Here is a 24,756-nt window from a genome sequence, read left to right as displayed (position 1 = left end):
GTCAGGCCGAGGTGGGAGCGACTTCCCCGCCCACCGTCCAGACACCCCGCGATGCGCCGGGACGGTGCGACGACCCGGTCACGTGGCCCCTTTCACAGGCGCACGAGGCTGGAAGAACCGGGACCCGCGCGCCATTACGCTGGAGGGATGTTCCGTTCCCTGGGTGCCCTGATCGGCGACCTGCTGGTCGTCGTCCTCTTCGTCGCGATCGGCTTCCTGCAGCACGGCACGCCGCTGACCATGGAGAACACCTTCCTGGTGGCATGGCCGTTCGTCGTCGGCGTCCTGCTGGGCCATCTCGCGATCCGCACCTGGCGCGCGCCGTTCCGGATCTGGCCTCACGGCGTGTTCGTGTGGGCGATCACGCTCGCCGCCGGTATGGCGATCCGCACCCTCTTCGCGGCCGGCACCGAGGTGGGCTTCGTCATCACCACCGCGATCTTCACCGCGGTGCTGATGCTCGGCTGGCGGGCGATCGCACTGTTCGCCACCCGCGGCGAGCGGGTCCGTCCCCAGGCCGTCACCCGCGTCGGGGATGCTCCCTCCGCGCAGGACTGACGACCGCCCGGAGGTCGACACCGTGCCCCGCCGGAAACAGCGGATCCTCGGTGCCGCCGGGCACGTCCTCCTGCGAGGCGCGCACAGCATCCATCGACCGCGGCAGCTCGATCGGCAGGCGTCCGCGAGCCGGCACCTCCCCGGAGATCGCGTCGGCCCACGCCGCCCCTGACACCCCGAAACTGCCCGTCAGCGCATCGCAGTGACCGACGACGTCGGTGAGCACCGCGGCCCGATCGAGGTCCACGTCGAGGATCAGCGGGCACTCCTCCCGGATCCGCGCCAGCCGGTGCGCGAGACCCGGCGGGAACTCCAGGTCGCCTTGGTGGAACCAGGATTCCAGGAAGAGGTCGTCGCGGGGCTGGAACGGGGCGCCGATCCGCAGCAGTGCCACGTCGGCCTCCGCCGGGGCGAGGACCTGCTCCCCCAGCTGGGCCACGACCTCCTCGGGCAGGCCCTCTGAATAGATCCGGGTCCGGCCCTGAACGCCCAGCAGCGGCAGCACCTGCCCGTCGTCGTGCAGGACCACCACGCTCGCGGCCTGCGCCTCATGGCCGGCGCGCCTGTCATGGGCGCGACCCACGAGCGCCTCGGCGGCGGATTCGTCGACATAGGGGTCGTCGAACAGTCCGAGCTGGAACTTCACCCGCAGTAGACGTCGGGCCGAGTCGGTCACGCGCTCGGGGGCGACTGCCCCATCCCGCACGAGGTCCAGCAGCAGCTGCGTGCATTCCTCGCCCCCGAACTGATCCGCCCCGGCCTCGAGGATGCGGGCCATGCGCTCGGAGGCGCTGAGGCCCTCAACTCCCCAGGCTCGCGCCGGCAGCACCTGATCGCCGACGTGGTTGTCGCTGACCAGCTCCCAGTCGCTGACGATGACGCCGTCGAAGCCGAGCTCCTCGCGCAGCAGTCCGGTGAGGACCTGCCTGTTGAATCCGAAGCCGACGGAGTCGATCTGCTGCCCGTCGATCTCGAGGCCGACGGGACGCCCGTAGTACGGCATGATCGCGTCGGCCCCCGCCTCGATGGCGCGCCGGAAGGGCAGCAGGTGCTCCGCGAAGCGACTGCCGGGATAGACCTGGTCGCGCCCGTAGGGGAAGTGCGCATCCTCTCCGTCCTTCTGCGGGCCCGCGCCGGGGAAGTGCTTCACGGTGGACTGCACGGCAGGCCCGGCACAATGCCCGCCCCCACGAAGGCCGGCGAGCGCCGCGGTGACCAGTTCCGCCACGAGCGCCGGATCCTGGCTGAAGCATTCGCGCTGCCGGGCCCAGCGCGGCTCGGTCGCGAGATCCGCGACGGGGTGCAGCGCGGCGCGGATGCCGATGGCGGTGTATTCACGGCGCACCGTGTCCGCCCAGGTGCGCACGAGCTCGGGATCCGCGAGTGCGCCGAGGCCCAACGGCTCCGGCCACAGGGAGAAGAACGATGTCACCCAGGAGGCTCCGGCGTTCTGCGCGCCGCCATGGCGGGGGTCGGTGGAGAGGGTGATGGGGATGCCGTGCGGGGTGCGCTCGGCGAGCTCCTGGAGGCGGTTGTGCCAGCGGGCGGCGGCCCCGGCGCTCTCCAGCCCGTGCACGTTGAAATGGGACATGCACTTCTCAAGCACGACGGTCGAGGTGGGCGATTTCGAGATCGCCCCAGGGGTCTCCAGGAGCGTGCCGTCCGCTCCGGTCTCGATGACCGTGTGGAACATCAGCCCCACCTTCTCCTCGAGGGAGAGACGGGAGAGCAGATCCTCGGTGCGCTCCTCCGGCGTCAGCCGCGGGTCCTCGAAGGGGTCCATCACGCCGTTGCGGTTCAGGTCCCGGTAGCGGGTGCCTTCCGAGTCGGAGAGGAACCGGGGCAGGGCGCGGTCAGCCGTGGGCACGGAAGGTCTCCTGGGCGATGAGGGGGCGGATGCTGGCGGCGACCTCGTCGGTGCCGAACCATTCGTGGATCTGCTCGTCGAGCAGCACGTTGCCGAGGGCGCCGAGGACCATCGACTGGTCCAGGGACAGGTGCCGGGTCGCGATGACACCGGAGCGGACGGCGACCGCGTCGTAGAAGCCGCCGGGGCCGTAGGCGCCCAGCTCCTCCTCGATCCTCGTGAGGTTCTCGGTCGCCTCCTCGCGCTCGTACTGCAGGGCGAGGGCTGCGGCGTGCGGCGTGACCACGCCGTCGCCGAAGGCGGGGGTGGGCTGGTCGTGATGCCAATCGGTCTCCTCGGCGTCGGAGAAGTAGCCGGCGGGGTTCAGGCCGAGGGCGTCGACCCCGTACTCGCGGTACCCGGCGTGCGGGTCCGAGCAGGGAGAGAATCCCCAGTAGCCGTATCCCGCCTCGTCCAGGCCGTGCTCGCGCTGGGCGCGCACGTGCAGCGGGTGGTTCCTCCCCCAGCTGCCGGGTCCCCAGCTCGCCTCGGGCACGAACAGATCCGGCATGAGCTCTTCGAACATGGAACCGCCCCAGCCGGGCACGATCTCCATGCCGCGGTAGGTGTGGGCGCCCTCGAAGACGGGCACGCCCTCGTGCTCGGTCCACTCACCGACGGGCGGCATCTCGGCGCTGAACCCTCCCGGCGGGAAGGTGCGGAAGGTCGAGTAGTAGGCGCCGGCCGGGATCTGCTCGGTCATGATCCCGAGGTAGGTGACCATGCGGGCCTCGGAGACGGCCGTGTCGTAGTGGTGCTCGGAGTGGTACCAGACGTCGGCCCCGCGGATATCGCCCATCAGCGGGCGCAGCTCAGTGCCCTCGCGCTCGGGGTCCTCGCTCCAGAAGCCGCCGACGGTCAGCCCGGGCGAGGCGTCGACGTCCCGGTCGAAGAACACGTCCCAGCGCATCGCGTCGAACAGGCGCTTCGCGCGTCGACGGTGGGTGGGGTCCGCCTCGGCGACGACGTGCAGCGCCGCCCCGAGCCAGCCCATGTCCACGCTCGAGACGAAGGGGACCACCGGTTCGCCGGTGCCGGGCCAGCTGCGCAGCACCGATCCGTCGGTCTCGTCGTACCAGTTGTAGAACATGCCCGAGGGCCCGTGGTGCTCCATCGTCTCGAGCGATCCCAGGGTGCGGGAGATCCGGTGACGGGCCTCTCCGGGGGTGATCAGGCGCAGCTCCCGAGCGATCAGGGTGGACCACAGGCCGCCGCCGATGTTGGTCGGTGAGGTGTTGCCCGAATGGCCCTCGAGGTCGGCCCCGATGGCGTCGGAGATGAGCCCCGTGGAGCGCACGGTCATCGCGTCCAGCGAGCGCCAGGTGTCCTGCGCCCAGCGGCGCAGCGGGTCGCGCGCTCGGCGCCCGGAGCCGCCTGCGCGGCCCGGCCGCTGGGCGGGCGGGCCGGCCGTCGACAGGGTGGGAGCGGAGGCGGCGACGGCGGGGCGGCGGCGCGGGCGAGCCGGCCCCGAGCAGCGGGACGGTGAGCAGGGTGCGGCGAGCGATGGTGTTCACGATGCCTCCTCGAGGCGGTGGGTACGACGTCGGACCGGTTCTCGTGCGGGGAGGGCTGCGAGCGGCACGCAGCCCACGACCGGGCGGATCATTTGATCCCGGTGGTCGCGATGCCCTGGATGAAGTGGCGTTGGAAGAACAGGAAGACGATCAGGATCGGCAGCACGATGAGCGTGGCACCGGCCAGGAGCAGTCCGTAGTCCGTCTGGTTCTGACCGGTGGAGATCAGCGCGAGCGCCACCGGGAGCGTGTAGGTGGACTCGTCGGAGGAGACCACCAGCGGCCACAGGAAGTTGTTCCAGGAGCCGAGGAAGGTGAGTATCCCGAGGGTCGCGAAGGCAGGGCCCGCCAGCGGCAGATAGATGCGGAAGAAGATCGCGACCTCCCCGACCCCGTCGATCCGACCGGCTTCGAGCAGCTCTCGGGGCAGGCCCAGGAAGAACTGCCGCATGAGGAACACGCTGAAGGGCTGCACGAGGAAGGGCAGGATCAGGGCCGGGATCGTATTGGCGAGCCCCAGGTTCACCACCAGGACGTACTGCGGGATGAACGTGACCAGGCCCGGGATCATCAGGCACAGCAGCACCAGGATGAACAGCGCCCGCTTGAAGGGGAACTGCAGGTGCGCGAGCGCGTAGCCGAACATCGAGCTGAAGAAGAGGTTCCCCAATGTCACGGCGATCGCGACGACGGCGGAGTTGCGGAAGTACTGGGCGAAGGGCCGGTCGAAGAGACGACGGAAGTTGTCCCAGGTGGGCTCCTCCGGGATCCAGGTGGGCGGCACCCGCAGCAGCTCCCCCTGGGTCTTGACGCTGCCGAGGATCATCCACACGAACGGGGTGATCACCAGGAGCAGGAAGACCGTCAGGACGATGTAGGTCAGCACCGGGCTGCGACGCTCGATCATCACTTCTCCCTCATCAGGCGGAACTGCACGAGGGTGACGATGCCGATGACGATGAAGGTCAGATAGGCCATCGCCCCGGCCACGCCGTAGTTGCCGAAGCCGAACTGGTTGTAGGTGTACATCGAGGCCGAGATGGTGGAGTTCAACGGCCCGCCCCCGGTCATCACGAAGGGCTCCTCGAAGAACTGCAGGTACCCGATCGAGGTGGTGACGAGCACGAACAGCAGCGTCGGGCGGATGGACGGGACGGTGATGTTCCGGAACCGCTGCCAGGCGTTCGCGCCGTCCAGGGCGGCGGCCTCGTGCAGTCCCCGGTCGACCGCCTGCAGGCCGGCCAGGAAGATCACCATCGAGGTGCCGAAGTTCCGCCAGACGGCCATGACGATCAGGGACAGCAGCGCGGTGCGCTCGTCCCCCAGCCAGTTCGGGCCGTCGATGCCGACCCAGCCCAGCACCGTGTTCACGAGGCCGTTGTCCGGCTGCAGCAGGAACCGCCAGACCACTGCGACGGCGACGATCGAGGTGATCACCGGCGTGTAGAAGCCGATCCTGAACACGCTGCGCAGCCGGGAGACGCCGCGGTCCAGGGCGACGGCCGCCGCGAGCCCGGCGATGATCGTCAGGGGCACGCCGCCGAGCACGAACACTCCGGTGTTCGCTGCGGCCCGGCGGAAGACGGGATCCTGGAACGCGGTGACGTAGTTGTCGACGCCGACGAAGTCCACCGCGAAGGGCGTGCGGATGTCCGAGATGCGCATGTCGGTGAACGACATGAACATCGACTGCACCACCGGCCAGGCGATGAACACGCCGAACAGCAGGACGAAGGGCAGCGAGAGCAGCAGACCCGCCCGGGCCTCGGCGGCGGATCGGTGGCCCCGTCGGCGTGCAGACGCTCCGTCGTTCCCACTGCGCCGACGGGGCGGCGCGGTGGGGGTCATCGGCTGGGTGGACATGTCAGCCCCCGGTTCCCATGCCCTGGGCCTCGGACTGCGTGGTCGCCAGGGCGTCCTTCGGTGCGAGGTCCTGCTTGCAGACCTGCTCGATCTGCGCGTCGAAGCGGGCGGCGACCTGCTCCCACGTGGCGATCGTGGGCGGAGCGAAGGCGCTCTGCAGCTGGGTCCGGAAGGCCTCGAACTTCTCGTTCGCCGAGACGGCCTCGTCCTCCCAGGCGCTCTGCAGCGCCGGCAGATCGGTGACCTGCGTGAACCATTCCACCTGGACCTCAGGGCGGGAGAGGTACTCGACCAGCTTCCAGGCGCCGTCGCGGTTCTTCGTGCCCTGGAAGACGCCGATGTTCGCGCCGCCGAGGAAGCTCGCGCTGCTCTCCTTCTCCGGCATGACGAACACCCCGTACTTATCGGCGAAGCCCTCGCCGCCCAGGTCCTCGACGGCGGCCATCATCCACGGACCGGAGATGAACATCGGGACCGCGCCGGAGACGAAATCCTGCTCGGTCGTGCCCTCGGCGGGCGAGGGGTCCGAGATCCCCTCGGTGAAGTACGACTGGTAGTACGCCAGCGCCTCCTCGTTCTGAGAGGTCTCGAAGGTGAACTCGCCGCCGTCCTCGGAGACGACGTCGCCCCCGTTGGACCAGCACAGCGGCAGCACCGTCTGCCAGGAGCCGTCGCCGCCGGGCTGGAGCGCGATGCCCCATGTCCCGTCGGGGCCGCCCTGCAGCGCGCGGGCCATCTCGAACAGGCCCTCCCAGTCCGTGGGAGGCTCGGTGACTCCGACCTGCTCGGCGATGTCCTTGCGGTAGAAGACCAGACGGGTCTCCACGTACCACGGCACCCCGTAGACGACGTCGTCGACGGTCACGGAGTCCAGCGCTCCTGGGAAGTAATCGTCGGTCTCGAGGAGATCCGGTGTGGGCTCGAGCGCGTTCAGGCCCACGAACTCGGCCATCCAGGTGGAGCCGACCTGGGCGACGTCCGGGGCGGTGCCCGCGGCGATCGCCGAGGTGAACTTGTCGTGGGCGGAGTCCCAGGGGATCGGCGTGACCTTGATCGAGACGTCGGGGTTCTCCTCCTCGAACCCCTTGAGGAGCTCGGGCAGGGCTTCGCCCTCGGCGCCCATCGCCCAGACGGTGAGCGAGCCGGTCGCAGGACCTTCGGCGACCGGCTCGGCGGCTGCCGAGGAGCCGCTCTTGTCCTCCTCCGAACGGCCGCAGGCGGCGAGCAGCGCCGCAGTGCCGGCGGCGCCCAGCCCGGCGAAGTGCCGGCGCGAGAGACGCGAGGTGGTGGGGGTGATCGTCATGACGACTCCTTCGTCGGTATGTCGGTGATCGGGGCAAAGGTGAGGGGCGCGGCGGGATCGCAGCCGCAGGAGCGGCGCAGCACGAGAGTGGAGGCCACGGTGACCGGGCCCTGCTCGGGCTCCCCGCCGATGCGTGCGGCCAGGCGACGGGCGGCGAGCGCGCCGAGCTCTGCGACCTCCTGGCGCACGGAGGTCAGCCCCGGGGTGAGGTAGCGGGCGGTGACGGTGTCGTCCCAGCCGGTGATGGCCAGTCTCCCGGGGATGTCGATCCCTGCATCTGCCATGCGGGCCACGAGCGCCATCGCCAGCTCGTCGTTCCCGCAGACCAGTGCGTCCAGGCCGGTGAGGCCTCCGGCGTCGTCGCGCTGCTCCGCGAGGAGCTGGTCGGCGAGTTCGAGCCCGGCGTGCTCGACCGGCGCGACCGCGAAATGTGCGGCGGGAGCGAGCCCGGCCGCATCGAGGGCCTCGAGATATCCGCGATGGCGGCGACCGATGTCGGAGCCCTCCTCGGGGCGGCCCACGAAGCCGATGCGTCGGTGACCGTGCTGGATCAGGTGCTCGGTGAGCTCGCGTGCCGTGCCGCGGTTCTCGGCGTAGAACGCATCCACGCCGTCGACCCTCCCCCGGGCGACGCTGACCGTGGGACGCACGCCGGCGACCTCGAGCACCGCCGCATCGTCGGCGCCGCCTCGCGCCATGAAGGCCACACCGTCCACCCGGCCCAGCAGGTCGAGCACCGCGGCGGAGCGTCGCTCCTGCGGCCCGGCGAGGGCGAGGACCACGGAGAGTCCGAGCTCGGACGCCGCGATCTCGAAGCCGACCAGGAGCTCGGCGTAGTACGGACCATCGATATGAGGAAGCACCACCCCGAGGGCCTTGCTGCGCCGCACGGCCAGCGCCCGGGCCGCGGCCGCGGGGACGTAGTGGAGCTCGCGGGCGGCATCGAGCACGGCATCCCGGGTGCGGGCCGCGACCTTCGAGCTGTCGGAGAAGGTGCGGCTCACGGTCGCGATCGAGACACCGGCGCGGGCCGCAACCTCGTAGATCGTCGGGCCGGACGTCACGGAACGCTCTGCCATCGTCGGGCCTCCTCATGCTCGTCATCGAGTGCTCGCGCGGTGGACGACTCTGTCGGCAGCCACCGGGCCTGTCGACGCCCCCTCAATGGAAGCGCTTACAGTCAGGATCACACTGTATGCGCTTACATCCACGAAGAGCAAGAGGTCGCCCCACGCGAAACGGCCCCGCGCTGTGCGGGGCCGTTCTGCCGGTCGGTGGGGAGGATCAGGGGACGTCGGGCGGTCGACAGCGGCCGGTCGTCGCCGGATCCGGCATCACGTCTCCTGCGGGAGGGACCCGCCGCTCACCTCTCGAAGCGGATGTCGATGGCCGACCCGTGGGCGGGAAGGCCTTCGGCGGCGGCCAGCGTGGTCGCGGCGCTGCGGGCGCCGGCCAGTGCGTCGCGGTCGTAGTGGACGACGTGGATGCCGCGCAGGAAGGTCTGCACGCCCAGACCGCCGTTGAAGCGTGAACTGCCTCCAGTGGGCAGCACGTGGTTGGACCCGGCGGCGTAGTCGCCGAGGCTCACGGGGCTGTGCGAGCCCACGAACACCGCGCCGGCGTTCGTGACCCGCGCCGCCACGGCGGCGGCGTCGGCCGTCTGGACCTCGAGGTGCTCGGCGCCATAGGCATCCACCACCGCGAGCCCCTGCTCCACCCCGTCGACCAGGACGGCTCCGCTCTGCGTGCCACGCAGCGCCTCCTCGATGCGCTCGCGGTGCAGGGCGAGCGGCACCTGCCGCGCGAGCTCCGTCTCGACGGCGCCGACGAGGGCTGCGTCATCCGTGACCAGCACGCTCGCGGCCAGTGGATCGTGCTCCGCCTGGGAGATGAGGTCCGCGGCCACGAAGGCGGGATCCGCAGTGGAATCGGCGAGGATCGCGATCTCGGTGGGGCCGGCCTCCGCGTCGATGCCGACCGTGCCGCGCACCAGGCGCTTGGCGGCCACCACGTAGACGTTGCCGGGGCCGGTGACGAGATCGACCGGCTCGAGGGCGGCGCCGTCCCCGAGATCGTCGCCGCCGTGGGCGAGCAGGGCGATCGCCTGCGCACCGCCGGCGGCGATCACCTCGGTCACCCCCAGCAGGGCGCAGGCGGCGAGGATCGTGGGGTGCGGCAGGCCGCCGAACTCCTTCTGCGGCGGGGAGGCGAGCACGATCTGCTCGACCCCGGCGACCTGGGCCGGCACCACGTTCATCACCACGGAGCTGGGCAGCACCGCTCGCCCGCCGGGCACGTACAGGCCCACCCGGCGCACCGGCACCCAACGCTGCGAGACCGTGCCCCCGGGCACCACCTCCACCGTCTCCTCAGGTCGCGACTGGGCGGAGTCGACGAGTCGCACGCGCTCCGCGGACTCCTCGAGGGCGGTGCGGATCTGCGGATCGAGCTCGTCCAGGGCGCGCTGCAGCTCGGACTGCGGAACCCGCAGATGCTCCGGCCGCACCCCGTCGAAGCGCTCGGAGGCGTCGAGCACGGCGGCGGCGCCCCGCGCGGCGACGTCCTCGATCACGGGGCGCACGGCGGCGGCCGCGGAGTCGACGTCGAGTTCGGCGCGAGGCAGGGCGGCCGTGAGCTCGGCGGCGGTGAGGGTGCGCGCGCGAAGGTCGGTCACGGCGAGGAACGGGGCGGGATCAGGCATGCGGGCAGTCTACGAGCTGGCCGATCAGTCGGATCTCTTCGGCCGTGGAGTGGTCCTCCCAGGCGATGCCGTTCCCCCACTCGGCGATCTCGGCGTCGATGGTCGTCACCTTCCCGCCGGTGACGACCACGAGGGCTCCCCGAGACGTCAAGTGCCCGATGGCCGCTCTGTTCCAGGCCTTCCGGGCGCTGCGCTCCGGCAGACGGAACCAGACCGAGACGACCGCGTCGAAGACGTCGTCGGGCGCGAGGGGATACGGAGGGCCGGAGAGGTCCGCGGTAAGGAACGTGGCGTCGGCCGCGGTCTCCATCGCGCGGGCTCGGGCGTCGCGCGTGGCCGTCGCGGAGATGTCGAGTCCGAGAACGCGATGCCCGCGCTGAGCCAGGGCGAGCCCGTTCCGTCCATACCCGTCTCCCGGGCACAGGATGCGCGAGGCGCTGCCGAGCACCTCGGCGAAGCCGTCGTCGTCCATCACTTGCTGCACGAACGCATTCGGCTGCTCGCCGAAGGGTCGGCCGTAGATCGCGTAGCGCTCGTCCCAGTCCATCCAGCCTCCTCGGTCCTCCTGGGAGGGTACGGCCGGTGCCCCTGCGCTCGGGCACTCGACTCTCCGCCGCGACCGCCGGGCGCCTCCTCACACCGCGGAGCCTTCGTCGGTCCAGGGAGGACGGCATCTCCTTCACCGCCCGAGCCGTTGACGGTCGCCATCGCGCTCCTCGGTCCGGCGCTTCCCGAGGCTTCCCGAGGCTTCCCGAGGCTTCCCGCCGCACCCTCGCCGACGCCTGAGCGCAGCGCACCGCGACGAGCTCGTCACGTACCGTGGGGGTATCCGGATCGATCCAGCGAGATCGGACTCGCTGTCGATTAGTCTTGACGTCAAGACACTTGCCGCACCGACCGAGGGAGCCCCGCGACACATGGCGCGCATCATCTACACCCATACCGACGAGGCACCGATGCTGGCGACGGCATCGTTCCTGCCCATCCTCGATGCTTTCTCCGACACCGCCGGGATCGACGTCACCACCCGTGACATCTCGCTGGCCGGCCGCATCATCGCCGCCTTCAACGACCTCCTGCCCGAGGACCAGCGGGAGGCGGACGCCCTCGCCGAGCTCGGCGAGCTGGCGAAGACGCCCGAGGCCAACATCATCAAGCTTCCCAACATCTCCGCCTCCGTCCCGCAGCTCAAGGCCGCGATCACTGAGCTCCAGGAGCAGGGCGTCTCCCTGCCGGACTACCCCGAGTCGCCCGAGACCGATGCCGAGAAGGACATCCGCGCCCGCTACGACTCGGTCAAGGGCTCGGCCGTGAACCCGGTGCTGCGCGAGGGCAACTCCGATCGCCGCGCACCGCTCGCGGTGAAGAACTTCGCCAAGGTGCACCCTCATCGCATGGGCGAGTGGAGCAAGGATTCCAAGACCTCCGTCGCGACGATGACCGGGGACGACTTCCGCTCCAACGAGCAGTCCGTCGTGCTCGAGGGCGAGGACACCCTGTCGATCGTCCACGTCGCCGCCGACGGCACCGAGACCGTGCTCAAGGCCTCCCTGCCGGTGCTCGACGGCGAGATCGTGGACTCCACGGTCATGCGCGCCGAGGCGCTGGACGCCTTCCTGCGCGAGCAGATCGCCGCCGCCAAGGAGCAGGACGTGCTGTTCTCCCTGCACCTCAAGGCCACCATGATGAAGGTGTCCGACCCGATCCTGTTCGGGCACGCCGTGCGCGCCTTCTTCCCCACCCTGTTCACCCAGTTCGGCGACCAGCTCGCCGCCGCCGGCCTGTCCCCCAACAACGGCCTGGGCGGGATCCTCGCCGGTGTCGATGATCTCGAGGAGTCCGTGCGCGCCGGCGTCAAGGCCGCGATCGAGCAGGACCTCGCCGACGGGCCGGACCTGGCGATGGTCAATTCCCACAAGGGCATCTCCAATCTCCATGTCCCCTCCGACGTGATCGTCGATGCGTCGATGCCCGCGATGATCCGCACCTCGGGCCACATGTGGAACAAGGACGATGCCGAGCAGGACACCCTCGCGGTGATCCCGGACTCCTCCTACGCCGGCGTCTATCAGGCGACCGTCGAGGACTGCCAGAAGAACGGCGCCTTCGACCCGACCACGATGGGCACCGTCCCGAACGTCGGCCTCATGGCGCAGAAGGCCGAGGAGTACGGCTCCCACGACAAGACCTTCGAGATCTCGGCCGACGGTCGGGTCGAGGTGCGCGACTCCTCCGGCTCCGCGCTCATGACCCAGGAGGTCGCCGCGGGCGACATCTTCCGCGCCTGCCAGGCCAAGGACGCCCCGATCCGCGACTGGGTGCAGCTCGCGGTGCGCCGCTCGCGCGAGTCCGGCATGCCCGCCGTGTTCTGGCTCGACGAGGCCCGCGCCCATGACCGCAACGTCCGAGCCAAGGTCGACAAGTACCTCGCGGAGGAGGACACCGAGGGTCTGGACCTGCAGATCCTCAACCCGATCGAGGCCACCGAGCACACCCTGGCGCGCGTGCGCCGCGGCGAGGACACCATCTCGGTGACCGGCAACGTGCTCCGTGACTACCTGACCGACCTGTTCCCGATCATGGAGCTGGGCACCAGCGCCAAGATGCTCTCGGTGGTCCCGCTGATGAACGGCGGCGGCCTGTTCGAGACGGGCGCCGGCGGTTCGGCCCCCAAGCACGTCCAGCAGCTGGTCGAGGAGGACTACCTACGCTGGGATTCCCTCGGGGAGTTCCTGGCGCTGGCCGAGTCCCTGCGTCACCTCGCCCGCACCGCGGACAACGAGCGTGCCCGAGTGCTCGCCGACGCCCTGGACCGTGCGACCGAGACGCTGCTGAACGAGGGCAGGTCCCCGCAGCGCAAGCTCGGCTCGATCGACAACCGCGGCAGCCACTTCTACCTGGCCATGTACTGGGCGCAGGAGCTGGCCCAGCAGTCCGAGGACACCGAGCTCGCGACCGCCTTCGGTCCGATTGCGAAGGAGCTCACCGACAGCGAGCAGACCATCGCCGACGAGCTGATCGCCGTGCAGGGCAAGCCGGCGGACATCGGCGGCTACTACCGCCCGGACCTGGAGAAGATCTCGGCCGTGATGCGCCCGTCGAAGACGTTCAACCGCATCCTCGAGGAGATCTCCGCGGCGCTGTGACGGCGGCCTCGGCCTTCTTCGGCCACCGCTGACCGAGGACGGCGGCCCTTCACGTCATGGTGAAGGGCCGCCGTTGTGCGTCCGTCCCTGCCTGCCTTCTGTGCACCGAGATTCGTCCACCAGCCGGCGAAGGAGAACCGTGCCCGTCATCCCCTCCCCCGTGGACGGCATCGATCTGCGCTACGACGTGACAGGCTCCGGTCCGGCACTCGTCCTGCTGCACGGCTCCGTGCTCTCCCGCGCGATCTGGCGCGGACTGGGTTACCTCGAGCCGCTCAGCGCGGAGCACACCGTGATCAGGATGGATCTGCGTGGGCATGGCCGCTCCGGTGCGCCTCACGAACCTGCCGCCTACACGCAGGAGAACTTCGTGGCCGACCTGATGGCAGTGCTCGACGCCGAGGAGACCGGACGTGCTGCCCTGCTCGGGTACTCGCTCGGCGCCCGCATCGCGCTCCTCGCGGCGCTCGAGCATCCTGGCCGCGTCTCACGGCTGGTGAGCCTCGGAGGCTCCGCCTCACCGCAGCACGGCGCCGTGGACTCCGTCTTCTTCCCCGGCGTGATCGACGCCGTGCGCCACGAGGGGATGGAAGGATTCTGCACCGGTCAGGGACTGGGGCCCGACGTCACGTCGCACCGCGCCCGTGCCACCCGCACCGCATTCCTCGCGGCCGACCACCGCGCCATCGCCGCGCTGCTCGCTGCCACGGACGCCACCGGCGGAGTTCCGGACGAGATGCTCGCCGCCTGCAGCGTCCCGACGCTGTGGATGGCCGGCACCGAGGACCACCCGCGCTTCGAGGACTCACAGCGGGCCGCGGCGCTGATGCCCGATGCGGAGTTCGTGCCGCTGCCCGGTCGCGATCACGGCGGCACGCTGTCGCCGCCCGGGCCGATCCTCGACCGGGTGCTGCCCTTCCTCCGGTGAGGCGTCGACGCCGTGGGCGGCTCGCAGCCGGCGCGGTGCTCACGGTGGACCAGCTGACCTACCGGTCGGGGAACTGCCGTCCTCACGCCCTCCGCCGGCATCTGCCCAGGGCACGGGCATCCGTTCGGCGAACTTCCGATGGCGGAACCACGAACTCCCGTCGGTGACGCAGGTCTCATGGGATAAAACGGGGCAGAAGCATGAGGTCGGGTCACTCGCCCTCGTGGTCTCCAGACCGAGAGGAACCATCATGGCGTTCAACGGCACAATCCAGGACCTGCAGTCCGCAGAGGTCGTCGACTCGAGCGGCGACAAGATCGGGAAGGTCGGCCAGGTCTACCTGTATGACGGCACCCAGGAGCCGACGTGGGTCACGGTCAATACCGGTTTCTTCGGGACGAAGGAGTCCTTCATCCCCCTGACGGAGGCCGAATACGCCGACGGCAGGATTCGCGTCCCCTACGAGAAGTCCTTCGTGAAGGATGCTCCGCAGATCGATCCCGACGGCGCGATCTCCGTCGAGGAGGAGGATGAGCTCTACCGTTACTACGGCGTCACGGACGACCGCGCCGCCGCCGACGGGGAGGGCCGCACCGCGGAGCAGGGCCGAGGTGCCGGAGACGGCGCGAACGGTCCGGCATCGCCGGGCCAGACCGGTCCGGGCACCGGCACGACCGGAGCCGCCGGGGCGGCAGGCGCGGGCGCGGGCGCAGATCTCGGAGCAGGGGCGGGCACGAGAACCGGGCAGCACGAGCGCACCGGTGCTTCCGAGGGCGCTGCCGGGGCAGGTGCTCCTCGTCCCGGTCAGGAGACCGCACGGGATCGGGCCGGCGACGCCGGTCAGCAGCGCCACGACGGTGCTGGTGCCGGTGAGGGCGGCGAGTCGATCACGCTGCATGAGGAGCGTGCCAACGTCGGCACTGAGCGGGTCGAGACCGGCAAGGTGCGGCTGCGCAAGCACGTCGTCACCGACACGGAGACCGTGCAGGTGCCCGTCGAGCGCGAAGAGGTCGTCGTCGAGCGCGTGCCCGCGAGCGGCGAGACCGGCGGCCGGATCTCCGAGGACGATGTCGAGGTGACACTCCACGAGGAACGCCCCGTGGTCGAGACCGAGACCGTCGCCACCGAGCAGGTCAACGTGGGCAAGCGCTCCGTGACGGACACCGAGGAGGTAACCACCCAGACCGCCCATGAGGAGCTCGACGTCGAAGGCGAGGAAGGAACCTTCCGCGAGAGCTGATCTCGCCAGGCCCGTCGGCCGCGACGGACGAGCAGCGAGCGAGGGGCGCGCCGCGTCTGCGGTGCGTCCCTCGCTCTGCATCCACACCGCCTCCGGGCCCGCCGGATCGACATCGCGCCGAGCCGGAACCGGCACGGTCTCCCGGCCGGTAGGGACGAGTGACGGGGCCGCACCGTCGGGTCTACGGTCGAGAGAGCATCCATTTGCAGCACGCATTCACAGCACGCGAACACAGCCAGGAGGGGTACACCATGTCCACCCACGAGACGGTCTCGCAGTCCGATGTCGTAGCGGTGATGCGCTCCGAGCGCATCGTCATGCTCACCACGAATACGGCCGACGGCAAGCTCGTCGCCCACCCGATGACGGTCCAGGAGGTCTCCGACGACGCTGACGTGTGGCTGTTCGTCGACCTCGAGAGCGACCATGCCGACGCCTTGCGGGCGAACCCCGCCGTGAACGTCGCCTTCTCCAAGCCAGGATCGTGGCTCTCGCTCTCCGGAACGGTCGAGTTCGTCACCGACCGCGCGAAGACGGAGGCGCTGTGGGACGGCGCCGTCGATGCCTTCTTCGACGGTGTGGACGACCCCCGGCTGGGTCTGATCCGGATCCACGGTGACTCCGCCCAGTTCTGGGGGAAGCCGGGCGGAGCACCTGCGGTGCTCGCCGCGATGGTCACGGCGAAGGTCACCGGGAAGAAGCCGGAGGGCACGAGCGGCACCACCGAGCTGTGACATCAGTGCTGTGAGATCCGTGCTGGGCGGCATCCGTGCTGGGGGCGGATGCTCGCCCGCACGCGACCAGCGCGTTCCCCATGGCACGTCGGCCGGAGGGTCTGAGGTGACCGCACCGGATCCGAGAAGGCCCGGAGCCCGGACAGAGGTCGACTCCTCAGACGAACTGTCGGATCAGGGCCGCCAGCGCGACGACGACGATGACACCGCGGAGCATCCATTCCGGCATCCGCTTGGCCAGGTGCGCTCCGAAGAAGCCTCCCAGCAGTGATCCTGCGGCGATCACCGCGCTGCCGATCCAGACGATCTCCGCGTCGATCAGGAAGAACGCGACGACGTATACGACCGCGGCGGCCAGGTTCACGCCCAGGCTCATGAGGTTCTTGATCCCGTTGACCGATCCCATGGTGCGCCCGGTGAAGACGCCGAGGATCCCCAGGTACAGCACACCCTGCGCGGCGGTGAAATAGCCGCCGTACACCGACGCGGCACCGAGGGAGCCGAGGAGCCCCTTGGACTGCAGCGGGCTGCGTTCCGACGACGCGTCGATCGCTCCCGTCGCGCTCACCGCATTCTCCGCGCTCTCCGGCTTGCCCGCGCTCTCGGTCGGTGCCGCACCGCTCGGCGCATCGTCCGCGGAGGGGGCGCCGCCGCGGCCCTTCCGGGTTCGCAGTGCGCGGGTGATCCGCTTCTGGAAGACGACCAGCAGCAGGGCGAGGACGATCAGGACCGGCACGACGACGTCGAGGGCCGAGGCCGGGGAGACGAGCAGCAGGATCGCGCCGACCGTGGCGCCGACCGTCGCCGTGGCCAGGAGCCGGGGCATGTGCTGCTTCTCGGCCACGATCTCGCGGCGGTATCCGACGCACGAGCCCAGCGTCGAGAAGAACATGCCCACGGTGTTCGTCCGCACCGCGACGCCCGGGGGGATGCCGATGGCCATGAGCACCGGGAGCGTGAGCAGCGAGCCGGAGCCGACGGCGGCGTTGATGGCGCCGGCGATGGTGCCCATGACGAGCAGGACGACGATACTGAGGGGTTCCACGACGGACGACCCTACTGATCTGATCGGCCCCGCGGTGGGAGGTCCACGGCCCGGTCGCGCCCCCTATGCCGGATCAGCGGCCCGGCAGCAGCCAGTCGTTCGGCGCGAACAGCTCCACGTGCACCCGCTCCTCCGGGATCCCGGCCTCCGCACCGACCAGGGGAAGGGTGTCACGGATGACGGTCTCTTGGGCGAGGGTGAGCGCACCCTCGAGGTCGAGCTGGGGACGACGGGCGGCGGTGAGGGCCACGGACATGGGGAAGTCCTTCGTGATCGCGGGGTGGAGCCAGGTCGCCGATCGCTCGGCCACCTGCTCCCCCACGCTAGAAGCGCCTCATCGTCGGCCCGGTGACCTTGGTCCCGGGCCGACGGTCCCGGCCGGTTCCCGCTCAGTCGGCGAGGTCCTGCAGCACCTCCTGCAGCACCTGGGCGTGGTTGTGCTCGGTGTCCTTCGCCGCGAAGAGCAGCACGATGTTCCGGGCATGCCGGCTGCGGGCCTGGTTGAGCAGGTCCTCGGGCGCATCGCTGTCCTGGAGCTCACGCTTGTAGTGCTCGGAGAACGTCGAGAAGCCCAGCTCTCCGCTGTGGAAGGCCTTGCGCAGATCCGAGCTGGGGGCGACGTCCTTGTTCCAGGCGTCATGGTCCAGACGCTCCTTCTTGATGCCTCGGGGCCAGAGGCGGTCCACCAGCACCCGGAACTCGCCCGTCGCCGAGCCCTCGTCGTCCAGCACGTCCTGCACCCGCTCCACCGAGACCTTCATCGTGCTCATGCCCACTCTCCTGTCTTCTCCTGTGCGGATGAGAGAGGGCCCGGCGCGCGCTGTGCAGCGCGGGCCGGGCCCTGGATCACGGGTGGTGCAGCGTCCTGGCACTGCCGGGCCCAGCTGCTCGTTCTCCTCCCGTGCTCACGATCACCGTGTGCGGATCAGGCCAACGCAGCCTTCGCGCCCTCGTAATCGGGCTCCTCGCTGACCTCGCCCACCTGCTCGGTGTAGACGATCGTGCCCTCGGCGTCGGTGACGACGACCGCGCGGGAGAGCAGTCCGGCCAGCGGGCCGTCAGCCATGGTGACGCCGAAGTCCTCGCCGAAGGAGGAGCGGAAGGCGGAGCCCGTGACGACGTTCTCGATGCCTTCGGCACCGCAGAAGCGGGCCTGGGCGAACGGGAGGTCCTTGGAGACGCAGACGACGACAGTGTTCTCGAACCCTGCGGCCAGCTCGTTGAACTTCCGTACGCTCATGGCGCAGGTGCCGGTGTCGAGCGAGGGGAAGATGTTCAGCACCACGCGCTTGCCGGCGAGGTCGGAGCTAGCGACGGGGGCGAGGTCCTGGCCGACCAGTTCGAAGGTCGGCAGCGCCGAGCCCTTGGCCGGCAGCTCGCCGACAGTGGAGACGGGATCGTTGTGGAAAGTAATGGAAGCCATGCCCCCATCATCATCCGCAGACCCCAGCGGCACAAGCCGCCCCCTGGAGCATGGACCATGCTGCCTGGTGGGACCGCGAACCGACGTCTCCCGGGGAGGTGCACGCCGGAGGCATCGCCAGGCCATCGCTGCGGTCACCGCAGAGACCTCCGGAGAGCGTCAGCGGGTGGTCTCCGCGAGGCGTTCGATCTGCTCGGTCACGTCAAAATCGGCTGGTGGCCACTGCGGGTCGATCCCGCGCAGCGCATCCAGCAGCAGCTGCTGCACCGTGAGCCGGGCGTACCACTTCCGATCGGCCGGGACCACCGTCCATGGGCTCCCCACGGTCGAGGTGGCACGCAGCGCCCTCGTGTACGCCTCCATGTACTCCTCCCATCGCGCGCGCTCGTCCACGTCGCCGGGAGCGAACTTCCACTGCTTGTCCGGACGCTCCAGACGCTCCCTGAGCCGCTCCCCCTGCTCTGCGCGGGAGAGGTGGAGCATGACCTTCACGACCACGGTCCCGGCCTCGGTGAGCTCACGCTCGAAGGCGTTGATCGCGGTGTACCGGCGGCGGATCTCCTGCGCGTCGGCCCAGCCCCGGACCCGGTGGATCAGCACGTCCTCGTACTGGGAGCGGTCGAACACGCCGATCATCCCGGACGCCGGCGCATGCCTGCGGATCCGCCACAGGAAGTCATGGCGCTTCTCGGCGCGAGTGGGGGCCTTGAACGCCGTGATGTCGACGCCCTGGGGGTCCACGGCACCCACCACGTGACGCATGATGCCGCCCTTGCCGGAGGTGTCCATGCCCTGCACGATCAGCAGCACGGAGCGCCCGCCGTCCTGGCCGTGGTGCTGGGCGTACAGCCGCTCCTGGAGCTCGGAGAGGAGCTCGTTCCGTGCGGCAAGCACTTTCTTGCCCTGGGCCTTCTTCGCCGTGAAGCCCGGGGTGGCGTGCGGATCGAGCTCGGTGACGTCCCCCGTCCAGTCCGACGCGATGGGGAAGCCTCGGGGCTTCTGGTCTGCGGGAGCGGTCTTCTTCGACATGAGGTGCAGGCTAACGCGGGCGGGGCGCTCACACCGGGTTCCGCGTGCACTTGACTCCACCGATCGGTCGGCGGAGTGTCGAGGCATGACGATCACCGCCCTCATCGATGCCCACGTCCATCCCGTCGCCTCCCCCGCCTTCGATGGCACCGTCCTGATCGAGGACGGCCGCATCACGGCCGCCGGACCGGATGTCCCGGTCCCCGAGGACGCTCTGGTCATCGATGCCGACGGCGGCTGGCTGCTGCCCGGCTTCCTCGACGCCCACGTGCACCTCGGCGTGGACGAGGAGGGCGAGGGCTGGGCCGGGCAGGACACCAACGAGATGACCGATCCGGTGATGGCCGCGGCCCGGGCGATCGACGCGATCAACCCCGTGGAGGTCGGTTTCGACGACGCGATCATCGGCGGCGTCACCGCCGTGAACGTCAACCCCGGCTCCGGGAACCCCATCGGTGGGCTCGCCGTCGCGATCCGCACCCACGGCCGCGTCGTGGACGACATGGTGCTGCGCAGCCCCTCCGGGCTGAAGGCGGCACTGGGCGAGAATCCCAAGCGCATCTACGGCGATCGCCAGCAGACCCCGTCGACCCGTCTCGGGGTGGCGCTCACCATCCGGCAGGCGTTCGCGAAGGCCCAGGCGTGGATGGCGAAGGACGAGTCCGATCGCGACCCCGATCTGATGAGCGAGGCGCTCGCTCGCGTGCTGCGCCGCGAGATCCCATGGCGCCAGCACTCGCATCGGGCCGACGACATCGCCACCGCGCTGCGGATCGCCGAGGAGTTCGGCTTCGAGCTGGTGCTCGACCACGGCACGGAGGCGTACCAGATCGCCGACAAGGTCGCCGCCGCCGGGGTGCCGGTGCTGTACGGGCCGCTGATCGTCTCCCGCTCGAAGGTCGAGGTGCGACACCGCACGCCGAAGGCTCCCGGGATCCTCACCGCGGCCGGGGTGAAGGTCTCGATCATCACGGACCATCCGGTGGTGCCGATCGACTTCCTCGTCCACCAGGCGGCGCTCGCGGTCAAGCACGGGATGGCCCCGGACGATGCGCTGCGCGCGATCACGCTCAATCCCGCCGAGGTGCTCGGCGTCGAGGAGCGTCTCGGCTCGATCGAGGTGGGCAAGGACGCGGACCTCGTGCTGTGGGAGGGCGACCCGCTGGACACCCGCCATCGCACCCTGCGGGTATGGCAGCAGGGACGCCAGGTCATGCACCGCGACGAGTCCGGGGAGCCCGTGATCGCCGCGCGCTGAGCGCTCGATGAGCGTCCCGGTGGGCGCGTCCAGAGATCGCGCCCTCGGGCATCCGACTCGAGCGCCCGCCCGGACCGGAGAGTGCGGGCCGGGCGCTCCCGAGAGTGCGGGCCGGGCGCTCCCGCTCAGTCGTCGATGCGCACGTCACCGGTCTCGACGTCCACGTCGATCTCCACGTCGTCGTCCCCGGAGGTCTCGAGCTCGATCTGGTAGCGGATGGCGCCGTCATCCGCATCCAGCTCCCAGCCGGAGACCCGACCCTCGCGCTCCTGCAGGGCGATCTCGATCGCCTGCTGCGGGGTCATCGGGGAGGTGACGTCGACGGCCGGGTCCTCCACGCGGTCCCGCTCCTGGTCGTGCTCGAGGACCTCGCCGGTGGTGGCGTCGATGTCGAGGTCGTGCTCCTGGCCATCCGTCCGCACCTCGATCTCCCAGGTCCAGCCGTGGTCGTCGTCGTGGTCGATCGAGACGGATTCCGTCTCGCCTCCGCCGGCGGTCTCGACGGCGATGGACACCGCGTCCTCAGCAGAGATCGCGAGCTGCTCGGTCGCGAGGTCGGCGTCCTCGGGCAGCGGGGCGCCCGCCGGGTCCGATGTGCCGGCCTCTCCACCTGCGTCACCGGACCCGCCGGCGTCCGAGGCGCTGCCGTCGGTCACAGAGCCCGCGTCGGACGCAGAATCTCCGTCGGACGCAGAACCACCATCGGAGGCAGAGCCGTCGTCGGCCGCCGCGCCCCCGGTGTCGCTCGCGCCGCTGTCCTCGCTCGTCGAGGTGTCGGAGTCGCCGTCCGCGGGCGAACCGGCATCGTCGGCGCCGCTGCATCCGGCGGCCAGGGCGATCACGAGCGCACCCAGGGCGGCGGCGCGAGTCGTGGTGCGGGTGGTGGTGCCGAGGCGCATCGTGCGGGTCATGGCGAGTCTCCTCCTCGAGGGGCGTCTGCCCCGATGTGCGGTCGATATGCCCAGGCTATGGCGCTGCTGAACAACGGTCGAGCACTCTGAGAACACTCTCATCGAGGCCTCATGCAGCTCTCACCCGGCGCTCCCCGAACGTCGGCACCCGTGCTCCGCCACTGGCGCGCTCCGCGGCCTGGCCTCCCGCGGCTGCTCCGCGCTGTGGCGTGCTCCGCGCCGTGGCGTCGCGCGGCTGCTCCGTGTCCTGGCTTCCCGCGGTGGCTTCGCGCCCCGGCGTCCCTCGGTCGCGCGGCCGAGCAGGACCGTCGGCCCTTCCGCTCTCCCCCGGCTCCCCCTACGGTGGGGAGAACCCTCCGGGGGACCCTGATGTCCATCGCAGCAGGAAGGCGCCATGACCACCACCACGAGCTGGCCGAACTCCCCCGCCGATCCGCCCTCGGGCGACGAGCTGTCGCGGATCCATGCCTGGTGGCGGGCCGCGAACTACCTGTCGGTCGGGCAGATCTATCTCAAGGACAACCCTCTGCTGCGCAAGCCGCTGCAGCGCGAGCATGTCAAGCCCCGTCTGCTCGGGCACTGGGGCACCACGCCGGGGCTCACGTTCCTGTACGCCCACGCCAACCGGGCGATCCGGCAGCGCGGCCTGAACGCCATGTACATCACCGGCCCCGGGCACGGCGGGCCCGGACTGGTGGCCGCCACCTACCTCGAAGGCACCTACAGCGAGGTCTACCCCGCCGTGAGCCAGGACGAGGAGGGGCTGAACCGCCTGTTCACGCAGTTCTCCTTCCCCGGCGGCATCCCCTCGCACGTGGCGCCGGAGACCCCCGGGTCGATCCACGAGGGCGGCGAGCTCGGATACTCGCTCTCCCATGCCTACGGCGCGATGTTCGACAGGCCCGACCAGATCGCCTTCACCGTGGTGGGTGATGGCGAGGCGGAAACCGGTCCGTTGGCCACGTCGTGGCACTCGAACAAGTTCACCAACCCCCAGCAGGACGGCGTGGTGCTGCCGATCCTGCACCTGAACGGCTACAAGATCGCCAATCCCACCGTGCTGGCCCGTCTCGGCGACGAGGAGCTCGAAGCGCTGCTGCGCGGCTACGGGCACACCCCGCTGTTCTTCACCGGCGGGTTCGAGGACGAGGACCCGATGGCGGCGCACGAGCGCTTCGCCGCCGTCCTCGACGAGGCGCTGGACCAGATCGCCGAGATCAAGCAGCGGGCGCAGGAGGACGCCGCGCACGGCCGCGAGACCGAACGGCCCGCCTGGCCGATGATCGTCTTCCGCACGCCGAAGGGCTGGACCGGCCCGAAGACGATCGACGGTCAGGTCACCGAGGGCTCCTGGCGCTCCCATCAGGTGCCGCTCGCCAGCGCCCGCGACACCGAGGAGCACCTCGCCGACCTCGATGCGTGGTTGCGCTCCTACCGTCCCGAGGAGCTGTTCGACGAGGACGGCCGCCTGCTCGAGGAGATCGCGAGCACTGCTCCGGCGTCGGCGCAGCGGATGTCGGCGAACCCCGCCACCAACGGCGGCTCCGTGCTGATCCCGCTGCGTCTGCCCGATATCCGCGACCATGCCGTCGAGGTCGATCGACCCGGCGCCTCGGTCTCCGAGGCGACGAAGGTGCTGGGCGGGTGGCTGCGGGACGTCGTCCGGGACAACCCGGACAACTTCCGGATCTTCGGTCCCGACGAGACCGCGTCCAACCGCCTGCAGTCCGTGTACGAGGCGACCGACAAGCAGTGGAACGCTGACTTCGAGCCGCACGACCGCGACGAGCACCTGGCACGCTCCGGCCGCGTGATGGAGGTGCTCTCGGAGCACCAGTGCCAGGGCTGGCTCGAGGGGTACCTGCTCACGGGCCGGCACGGGCTCTTCTCCTCCTACGAGGCCTTCATCCACATCGTCGATTCGATGGTCAACCAGCACGCGAAATGGTTGAAGGTCACCAACGAGCTGGAGTGGCGCCGGCCGCTGGCTTCGCTGAACTACCTGCTGAGCTCGCACGTGTGGCGGCAGGACCACAACGGCTTCAGCCATCAGGATCCCGGGTTCATCGATCACATGGTCAACAAGAAGGCCGAGATCGTGAGGGTCTACCTCCCGCCGGACGCGAACACCCTGCTGTCCACCTACGATCACTGCCTGCGCTCTCGCCAGTACGTCAACGTGGTCGTGGCCGGGAAGCAGCCGAACCCGAACTGGCTGAGCCTGGACGAGGCCGCCGTGCACTGCGCCCGCGGGCTCGGCATCTGGGAGTGGGCCGGCACCGAGGTGGACGGCGAGGAACCGGATGTGGTCCTCGCCTGCGCCGGGGACATCCCCACCATCGAGACGCTCGCGGCCGCGAAGATCCTGCGCGAGGAGATCCCCTCCTTGAAGGTGCGGGTGGTGAACGTGGTGGACCTGATGCGTCTGCAGGAGGACACCGAGCATCCCCATGGCCTCTCGCCCCAGGACTTCGACGGGGTCTTCGGCGAGGACCTCCCGGTGATCTTCGCCTATCACGGCTATCCGTGGCTGATCCATCGCCTGGCCTACCGTCACGATCGGCATTCCCGGATCCACGTGCGGGGCTACAAGGAGGAGGGCACCACCACCACGCCCTTCGACATGCTCATGCTCAACGATTCCGACCGCTACCACCTCGTGATGGATGTGATCGACCGGGTCGAGGGCCTGGCCACACGGTATGCGGGTCTTCGGCAGCAGATGGTCGATGCCAGACTCCGAGCCCGCGCCCACGCCTACGAGCACGGCGAGGACCCGGCGCACATCGCCCAGTGGCAGTGGGACGACACCGCCGACCACGCAGCCGGCGGCGCCCCGGCGCAGGCCCAGGACACCGGAGGCGACAACTGATGACAGGACCTGCTCCGACCGCCGGCGACTCGGCGGACCACGGCGTCCTACGTCGTCTCGTGCGGGTGCAGGGACGCGTTCAGGGCGTCGGCTTCCGCATGGCGGCCGCGTCCGAGGCGGAGCGTCTGGGCGTGGTCGGGACCGTGAGGAACCTGTGGGACGGCTCCGTCGAGGCGGATGTCGAAGGGTCGTCCGACGCGGTCGGGTCGATGCTCGACTGGCTGCGGGAGGGCCCGCCCGGGGCACAGGTGAGCGGGACCGAGGTGCGCCCGCAGGCCCCGAAAGGCGCGGCGAGCTTCCGCGTCACCGGCTGATCGCTGCCCGC

The 24,756-nt window shown here is 70.2% G+C and carries 22 protein-coding genes; 8 read left to right on the top strand and 14 right to left on the bottom strand.

Annotation, left to right across the window (positions count from 1 at the left end; genetic code table 11):
• The first annotated feature begins 147 nt into the window (after window positions 1-147).
• Window positions 148-558, top strand: a complete 411-nt coding sequence (locus tag CIK81_RS08535; RefSeq protein WP_096165942.1) for a DUF3054 domain-containing protein — start codon at window positions 148-150, stop codon at window positions 556-558.
• Here the strand turns inward: CIK81_RS08535 and CIK81_RS08530 are convergent.
• The 8 genes from CIK81_RS08530 to CIK81_RS08495 all read right to left on the bottom strand — a co-directional run bounded on the left by CIK81_RS08530 (window position 521) and on the right by CIK81_RS08495 (window position 10,392).
• Window positions 521-2,425, bottom strand: coding sequence for a glycoside hydrolase family 3 protein (locus CIK81_RS08530; protein WP_241964084.1), 1,905 nt, complete (start codon window positions 2,423-2,425; stop codon window positions 521-523). The genes CIK81_RS08535 and CIK81_RS08530 overlap by 38 nt on opposite strands.
• On the bottom strand, window positions 2,412-3,767 hold the full coding sequence (locus tag CIK81_RS08525; RefSeq protein ID WP_114355618.1) for a glucoamylase family protein: 1,356 nt from the start codon (window positions 3,765-3,767) through the stop codon (window positions 2,412-2,414). Before CIK81_RS08525 ends, CIK81_RS08530 begins: the two co-directional genes overlap by 14 nt.
• Window positions 3,768-4,066: 299 nt before the next feature.
• Complete coding sequence (locus tag CIK81_RS08520; protein WP_096165944.1) at window positions 4,067-4,885, bottom strand: carbohydrate ABC transporter permease; 819 nt, start codon at window positions 4,883-4,885, stop codon at window positions 4,067-4,069.
• Window positions 4,885-5,841, bottom strand: coding sequence for a carbohydrate ABC transporter permease (locus CIK81_RS08515; RefSeq protein WP_241964083.1), 957 nt, complete (start codon window positions 5,839-5,841; stop codon window positions 4,885-4,887). The genes CIK81_RS08520 and CIK81_RS08515 overlap by 1 nt, the downstream gene beginning before the upstream one ends.
• A 1-nt stretch (window position 5,842) precedes the next feature.
• The gene (locus CIK81_RS08510; RefSeq protein WP_114305902.1) at window positions 5,843-7,144 is read right to left on the bottom strand and encodes a sugar ABC transporter substrate-binding protein; all 1,302 of its coding nucleotides are present in this window, start codon (window positions 7,142-7,144) and stop codon (window positions 5,843-5,845) included.
• Window positions 7,141-8,223 (bottom strand): LacI family DNA-binding transcriptional regulator, encoded by a 1,083-nt coding sequence (locus CIK81_RS08505; protein ID WP_096165946.1) that lies wholly within the window; start codon window positions 8,221-8,223, stop codon window positions 7,141-7,143. The genes CIK81_RS08510 and CIK81_RS08505 overlap by 4 nt, the downstream gene beginning before the upstream one ends.
• A gap of 284 nt (window positions 8,224-8,507) precedes the next feature.
• Window positions 8,508-9,845, bottom strand: a complete 1,338-nt coding sequence (gene hisD, locus CIK81_RS08500) for a histidinol dehydrogenase (RefSeq protein WP_096165947.1) — start codon at window positions 9,843-9,845, stop codon at window positions 8,508-8,510.
• A complete protein-coding gene (locus CIK81_RS08495) occupies window positions 9,838-10,392 on the bottom strand; it encodes a bifunctional 2-polyprenyl-6-hydroxyphenol methylase/3-demethylubiquinol 3-O-methyltransferase UbiG (protein WP_096165948.1) in 555 nt (184 codons plus the stop codon). Before CIK81_RS08495 ends, hisD begins: the two co-directional genes overlap by 8 nt.
• A 370-nt stretch (window positions 10,393-10,762) precedes the next feature.
• On the opposite strand from CIK81_RS08495, the gene CIK81_RS08490 reads away from it, so the two are divergent.
• The 4 genes from CIK81_RS08490 (at window position 10,763) to CIK81_RS08475 (ending at window position 15,893) form a co-directional block, all read left to right on the top strand.
• On the top strand, window positions 10,763-12,991 hold the full coding sequence (locus tag CIK81_RS08490) for an NADP-dependent isocitrate dehydrogenase (RefSeq protein WP_096165949.1): 2,229 nt from the start codon (window positions 10,763-10,765) through the stop codon (window positions 12,989-12,991).
• A 139-nt stretch (window positions 12,992-13,130) separates the two neighbouring features.
• On the top strand, window positions 13,131-13,919 hold the full coding sequence (locus CIK81_RS08485; RefSeq protein WP_096165950.1) for an alpha/beta fold hydrolase: 789 nt from the start codon (window positions 13,131-13,133) through the stop codon (window positions 13,917-13,919).
• A gap of 250 nt (window positions 13,920-14,169) precedes the next feature.
• Entirely contained in the window at window positions 14,170-15,159 is a 990-nt protein-coding gene (locus CIK81_RS18755) for a DUF2382 domain-containing protein (RefSeq protein ID WP_096165951.1), read from the top strand.
• Between the two features lie 251 nt (window positions 15,160-15,410).
• Entirely contained in the window at window positions 15,411-15,893 is a 483-nt protein-coding gene (locus CIK81_RS08475) for a pyridoxamine 5'-phosphate oxidase family protein (protein ID WP_096165952.1), read from the top strand.
• A gap of 157 nt (window positions 15,894-16,050) precedes the next feature.
• Here CIK81_RS08475 and CIK81_RS08470 read toward each other — a convergent pair whose 3' ends face one another.
• From CIK81_RS08470 to CIK81_RS08450, 5 genes are all read right to left on the bottom strand, one after another.
• Complete coding sequence (locus tag CIK81_RS08470) at window positions 16,051-16,938, bottom strand: sulfite exporter TauE/SafE family protein (RefSeq protein WP_096165953.1); 888 nt, start codon at window positions 16,936-16,938, stop codon at window positions 16,051-16,053.
• A 73-nt stretch (window positions 16,939-17,011) separates the two neighbouring features.
• On the bottom strand, window positions 17,012-17,248 hold the full coding sequence (locus CIK81_RS08465) for a hypothetical protein (protein WP_141393724.1): 237 nt from the start codon (window positions 17,246-17,248) through the stop codon (window positions 17,012-17,014).
• Between the two features lie 79 nt (window positions 17,249-17,327).
• Window positions 17,328-17,708 (bottom strand): DUF488 domain-containing protein, encoded by a 381-nt coding sequence (locus CIK81_RS08460; RefSeq protein ID WP_096165955.1) that lies wholly within the window; start codon window positions 17,706-17,708, stop codon window positions 17,328-17,330.
• Window positions 17,709-17,863: 155 nt separating this feature from the next.
• Entirely contained in the window at window positions 17,864-18,361 is a 498-nt protein-coding gene (tpx, locus tag CIK81_RS08455; protein WP_096165956.1) for a thiol peroxidase, read from the bottom strand.
• 159 nt (window positions 18,362-18,520) lie between these two features.
• A complete protein-coding gene (locus CIK81_RS08450; RefSeq protein ID WP_158541969.1) occupies window positions 18,521-19,390 on the bottom strand; it encodes a PPK2 family polyphosphate kinase in 870 nt (289 codons plus the stop codon).
• Between the two features lie 85 nt (window positions 19,391-19,475).
• Here CIK81_RS08450 and CIK81_RS08445 point away from each other — a divergent pair, with 85 nt between their 5' ends.
• A complete protein-coding gene (locus CIK81_RS08445) occupies window positions 19,476-20,648 on the top strand; it encodes an amidohydrolase (protein ID WP_096165957.1) in 1,173 nt (390 codons plus the stop codon).
• A gap of 125 nt (window positions 20,649-20,773) precedes the next feature.
• On the opposite strand, the gene CIK81_RS08440 is transcribed toward CIK81_RS08445, so the two are convergent.
• Complete coding sequence (locus CIK81_RS08440) at window positions 20,774-21,559, bottom strand: PepSY domain-containing protein (RefSeq protein ID WP_114355617.1); 786 nt, start codon at window positions 21,557-21,559, stop codon at window positions 20,774-20,776.
• A gap of 394 nt (window positions 21,560-21,953) precedes the next feature.
• On the opposite strand from CIK81_RS08440, the gene CIK81_RS08435 reads away from it, so the two are divergent.
• Both CIK81_RS08435 and CIK81_RS08430 read left to right on the top strand, forming a co-directional pair.
• The gene (locus CIK81_RS08435; protein WP_096165959.1) at window positions 21,954-24,431 is read left to right on the top strand and encodes a phosphoketolase; all 2,478 of its coding nucleotides are present in this window, start codon (window positions 21,954-21,956) and stop codon (window positions 24,429-24,431) included.
• Window positions 24,431-24,745, top strand: coding sequence for an acylphosphatase (locus CIK81_RS08430; protein WP_096165960.1), 315 nt, complete (start codon window positions 24,431-24,433; stop codon window positions 24,743-24,745). The genes CIK81_RS08435 and CIK81_RS08430 overlap by 1 nt, the downstream gene beginning before the upstream one ends.
• Window positions 24,746-24,756: the final 11 nt, after the last annotated feature.

It is taken from the genome of Brachybacterium sp. JB7, from assembly GCF_003335205.1.
In the GTDB taxonomy this organism is placed as follows: Bacteria; Actinomycetota; Actinomycetes; order Actinomycetales; family Dermabacteraceae; genus Brachybacterium; species Brachybacterium alimentarium.
This window is presented reverse-complemented; position numbering and strand designations above follow the sequence as displayed.

Excerpts from the sequence above, each read along its gene's own strand:
- tpx (WP_096165956.1), bottom strand. The coding sequence starts at position 18,361 with ATGGCTTCCATTACTTTCCACAACGATCCCGTCTCCACTGTCGGCGAG.
- CIK81_RS08450 (WP_158541969.1), bottom strand. The coding sequence starts at position 19,390 with ATGTCGAAGAAGACCGCTCCCGCAGACCAGAAGCCCCGAGGCTTCCCC.
- CIK81_RS08520 (WP_096165944.1), bottom strand. The coding sequence starts at position 4,885 with ATGATCGAGCGTCGCAGCCCGGTGCTGACCTACATCGTCCTGACGGTC.
- CIK81_RS08445 (WP_096165957.1), top strand. The coding sequence starts at position 19,476 with ATGACGATCACCGCCCTCATCGATGCCCACGTCCATCCCGTCGCCTCC.
- CIK81_RS08495 (WP_096165948.1), bottom strand. The coding sequence starts at position 10,392 with ATGGACTGGGACGAGCGCTACGCGATCTACGGCCGACCCTTCGGCGAG.
- CIK81_RS08505 (WP_096165946.1), bottom strand. The coding sequence starts at position 8,223 with ATGGCAGAGCGTTCCGTGACGTCCGGCCCGACGATCTACGAGGTTGCG.
- CIK81_RS08435 (WP_096165959.1), top strand. The coding sequence starts at position 21,954 with ATGACCACCACCACGAGCTGGCCGAACTCCCCCGCCGATCCGCCCTCG.
- CIK81_RS08440 (WP_114355617.1), bottom strand. The coding sequence starts at position 21,559 with ATGACCCGCACGATGCGCCTCGGCACCACCACCCGCACCACGACTCGC.
- CIK81_RS08510 (WP_114305902.1), bottom strand. The coding sequence starts at position 7,144 with ATGACGATCACCCCCACCACCTCGCGTCTCTCGCGCCGGCACTTCGCC.
- CIK81_RS08525 (WP_114355618.1), bottom strand. The coding sequence starts at position 3,767 with ATGACCGTGCGCTCCACGGGGCTCATCTCCGACGCCATCGGGGCCGAC.
- CIK81_RS08460 (WP_096165955.1), bottom strand. The coding sequence starts at position 17,708 with ATGAGCACGATGAAGGTCTCGGTGGAGCGGGTGCAGGACGTGCTGGAC.
- CIK81_RS08515 (WP_241964083.1), bottom strand. The coding sequence starts at position 5,841 with ATGTCCACCCAGCCGATGACCCCCACCGCGCCGCCCCGTCGGCGCAGT.
- CIK81_RS08490 (WP_096165949.1), top strand. The coding sequence starts at position 10,763 with ATGGCGCGCATCATCTACACCCATACCGACGAGGCACCGATGCTGGCG.
- CIK81_RS08475 (WP_096165952.1), top strand. The coding sequence starts at position 15,411 with ATGTCCACCCACGAGACGGTCTCGCAGTCCGATGTCGTAGCGGTGATG.
- CIK81_RS18755 (WP_096165951.1), top strand. The coding sequence starts at position 14,170 with ATGGCGTTCAACGGCACAATCCAGGACCTGCAGTCCGCAGAGGTCGTC.
- hisD (WP_096165947.1), bottom strand. The coding sequence starts at position 9,845 with ATGCCTGATCCCGCCCCGTTCCTCGCCGTGACCGACCTTCGCGCGCGC.
- CIK81_RS08535 (WP_096165942.1), top strand. The coding sequence starts at position 148 with ATGTTCCGTTCCCTGGGTGCCCTGATCGGCGACCTGCTGGTCGTCGTC.
- CIK81_RS08430 (WP_096165960.1), top strand. The coding sequence starts at position 24,431 with ATGACAGGACCTGCTCCGACCGCCGGCGACTCGGCGGACCACGGCGTC.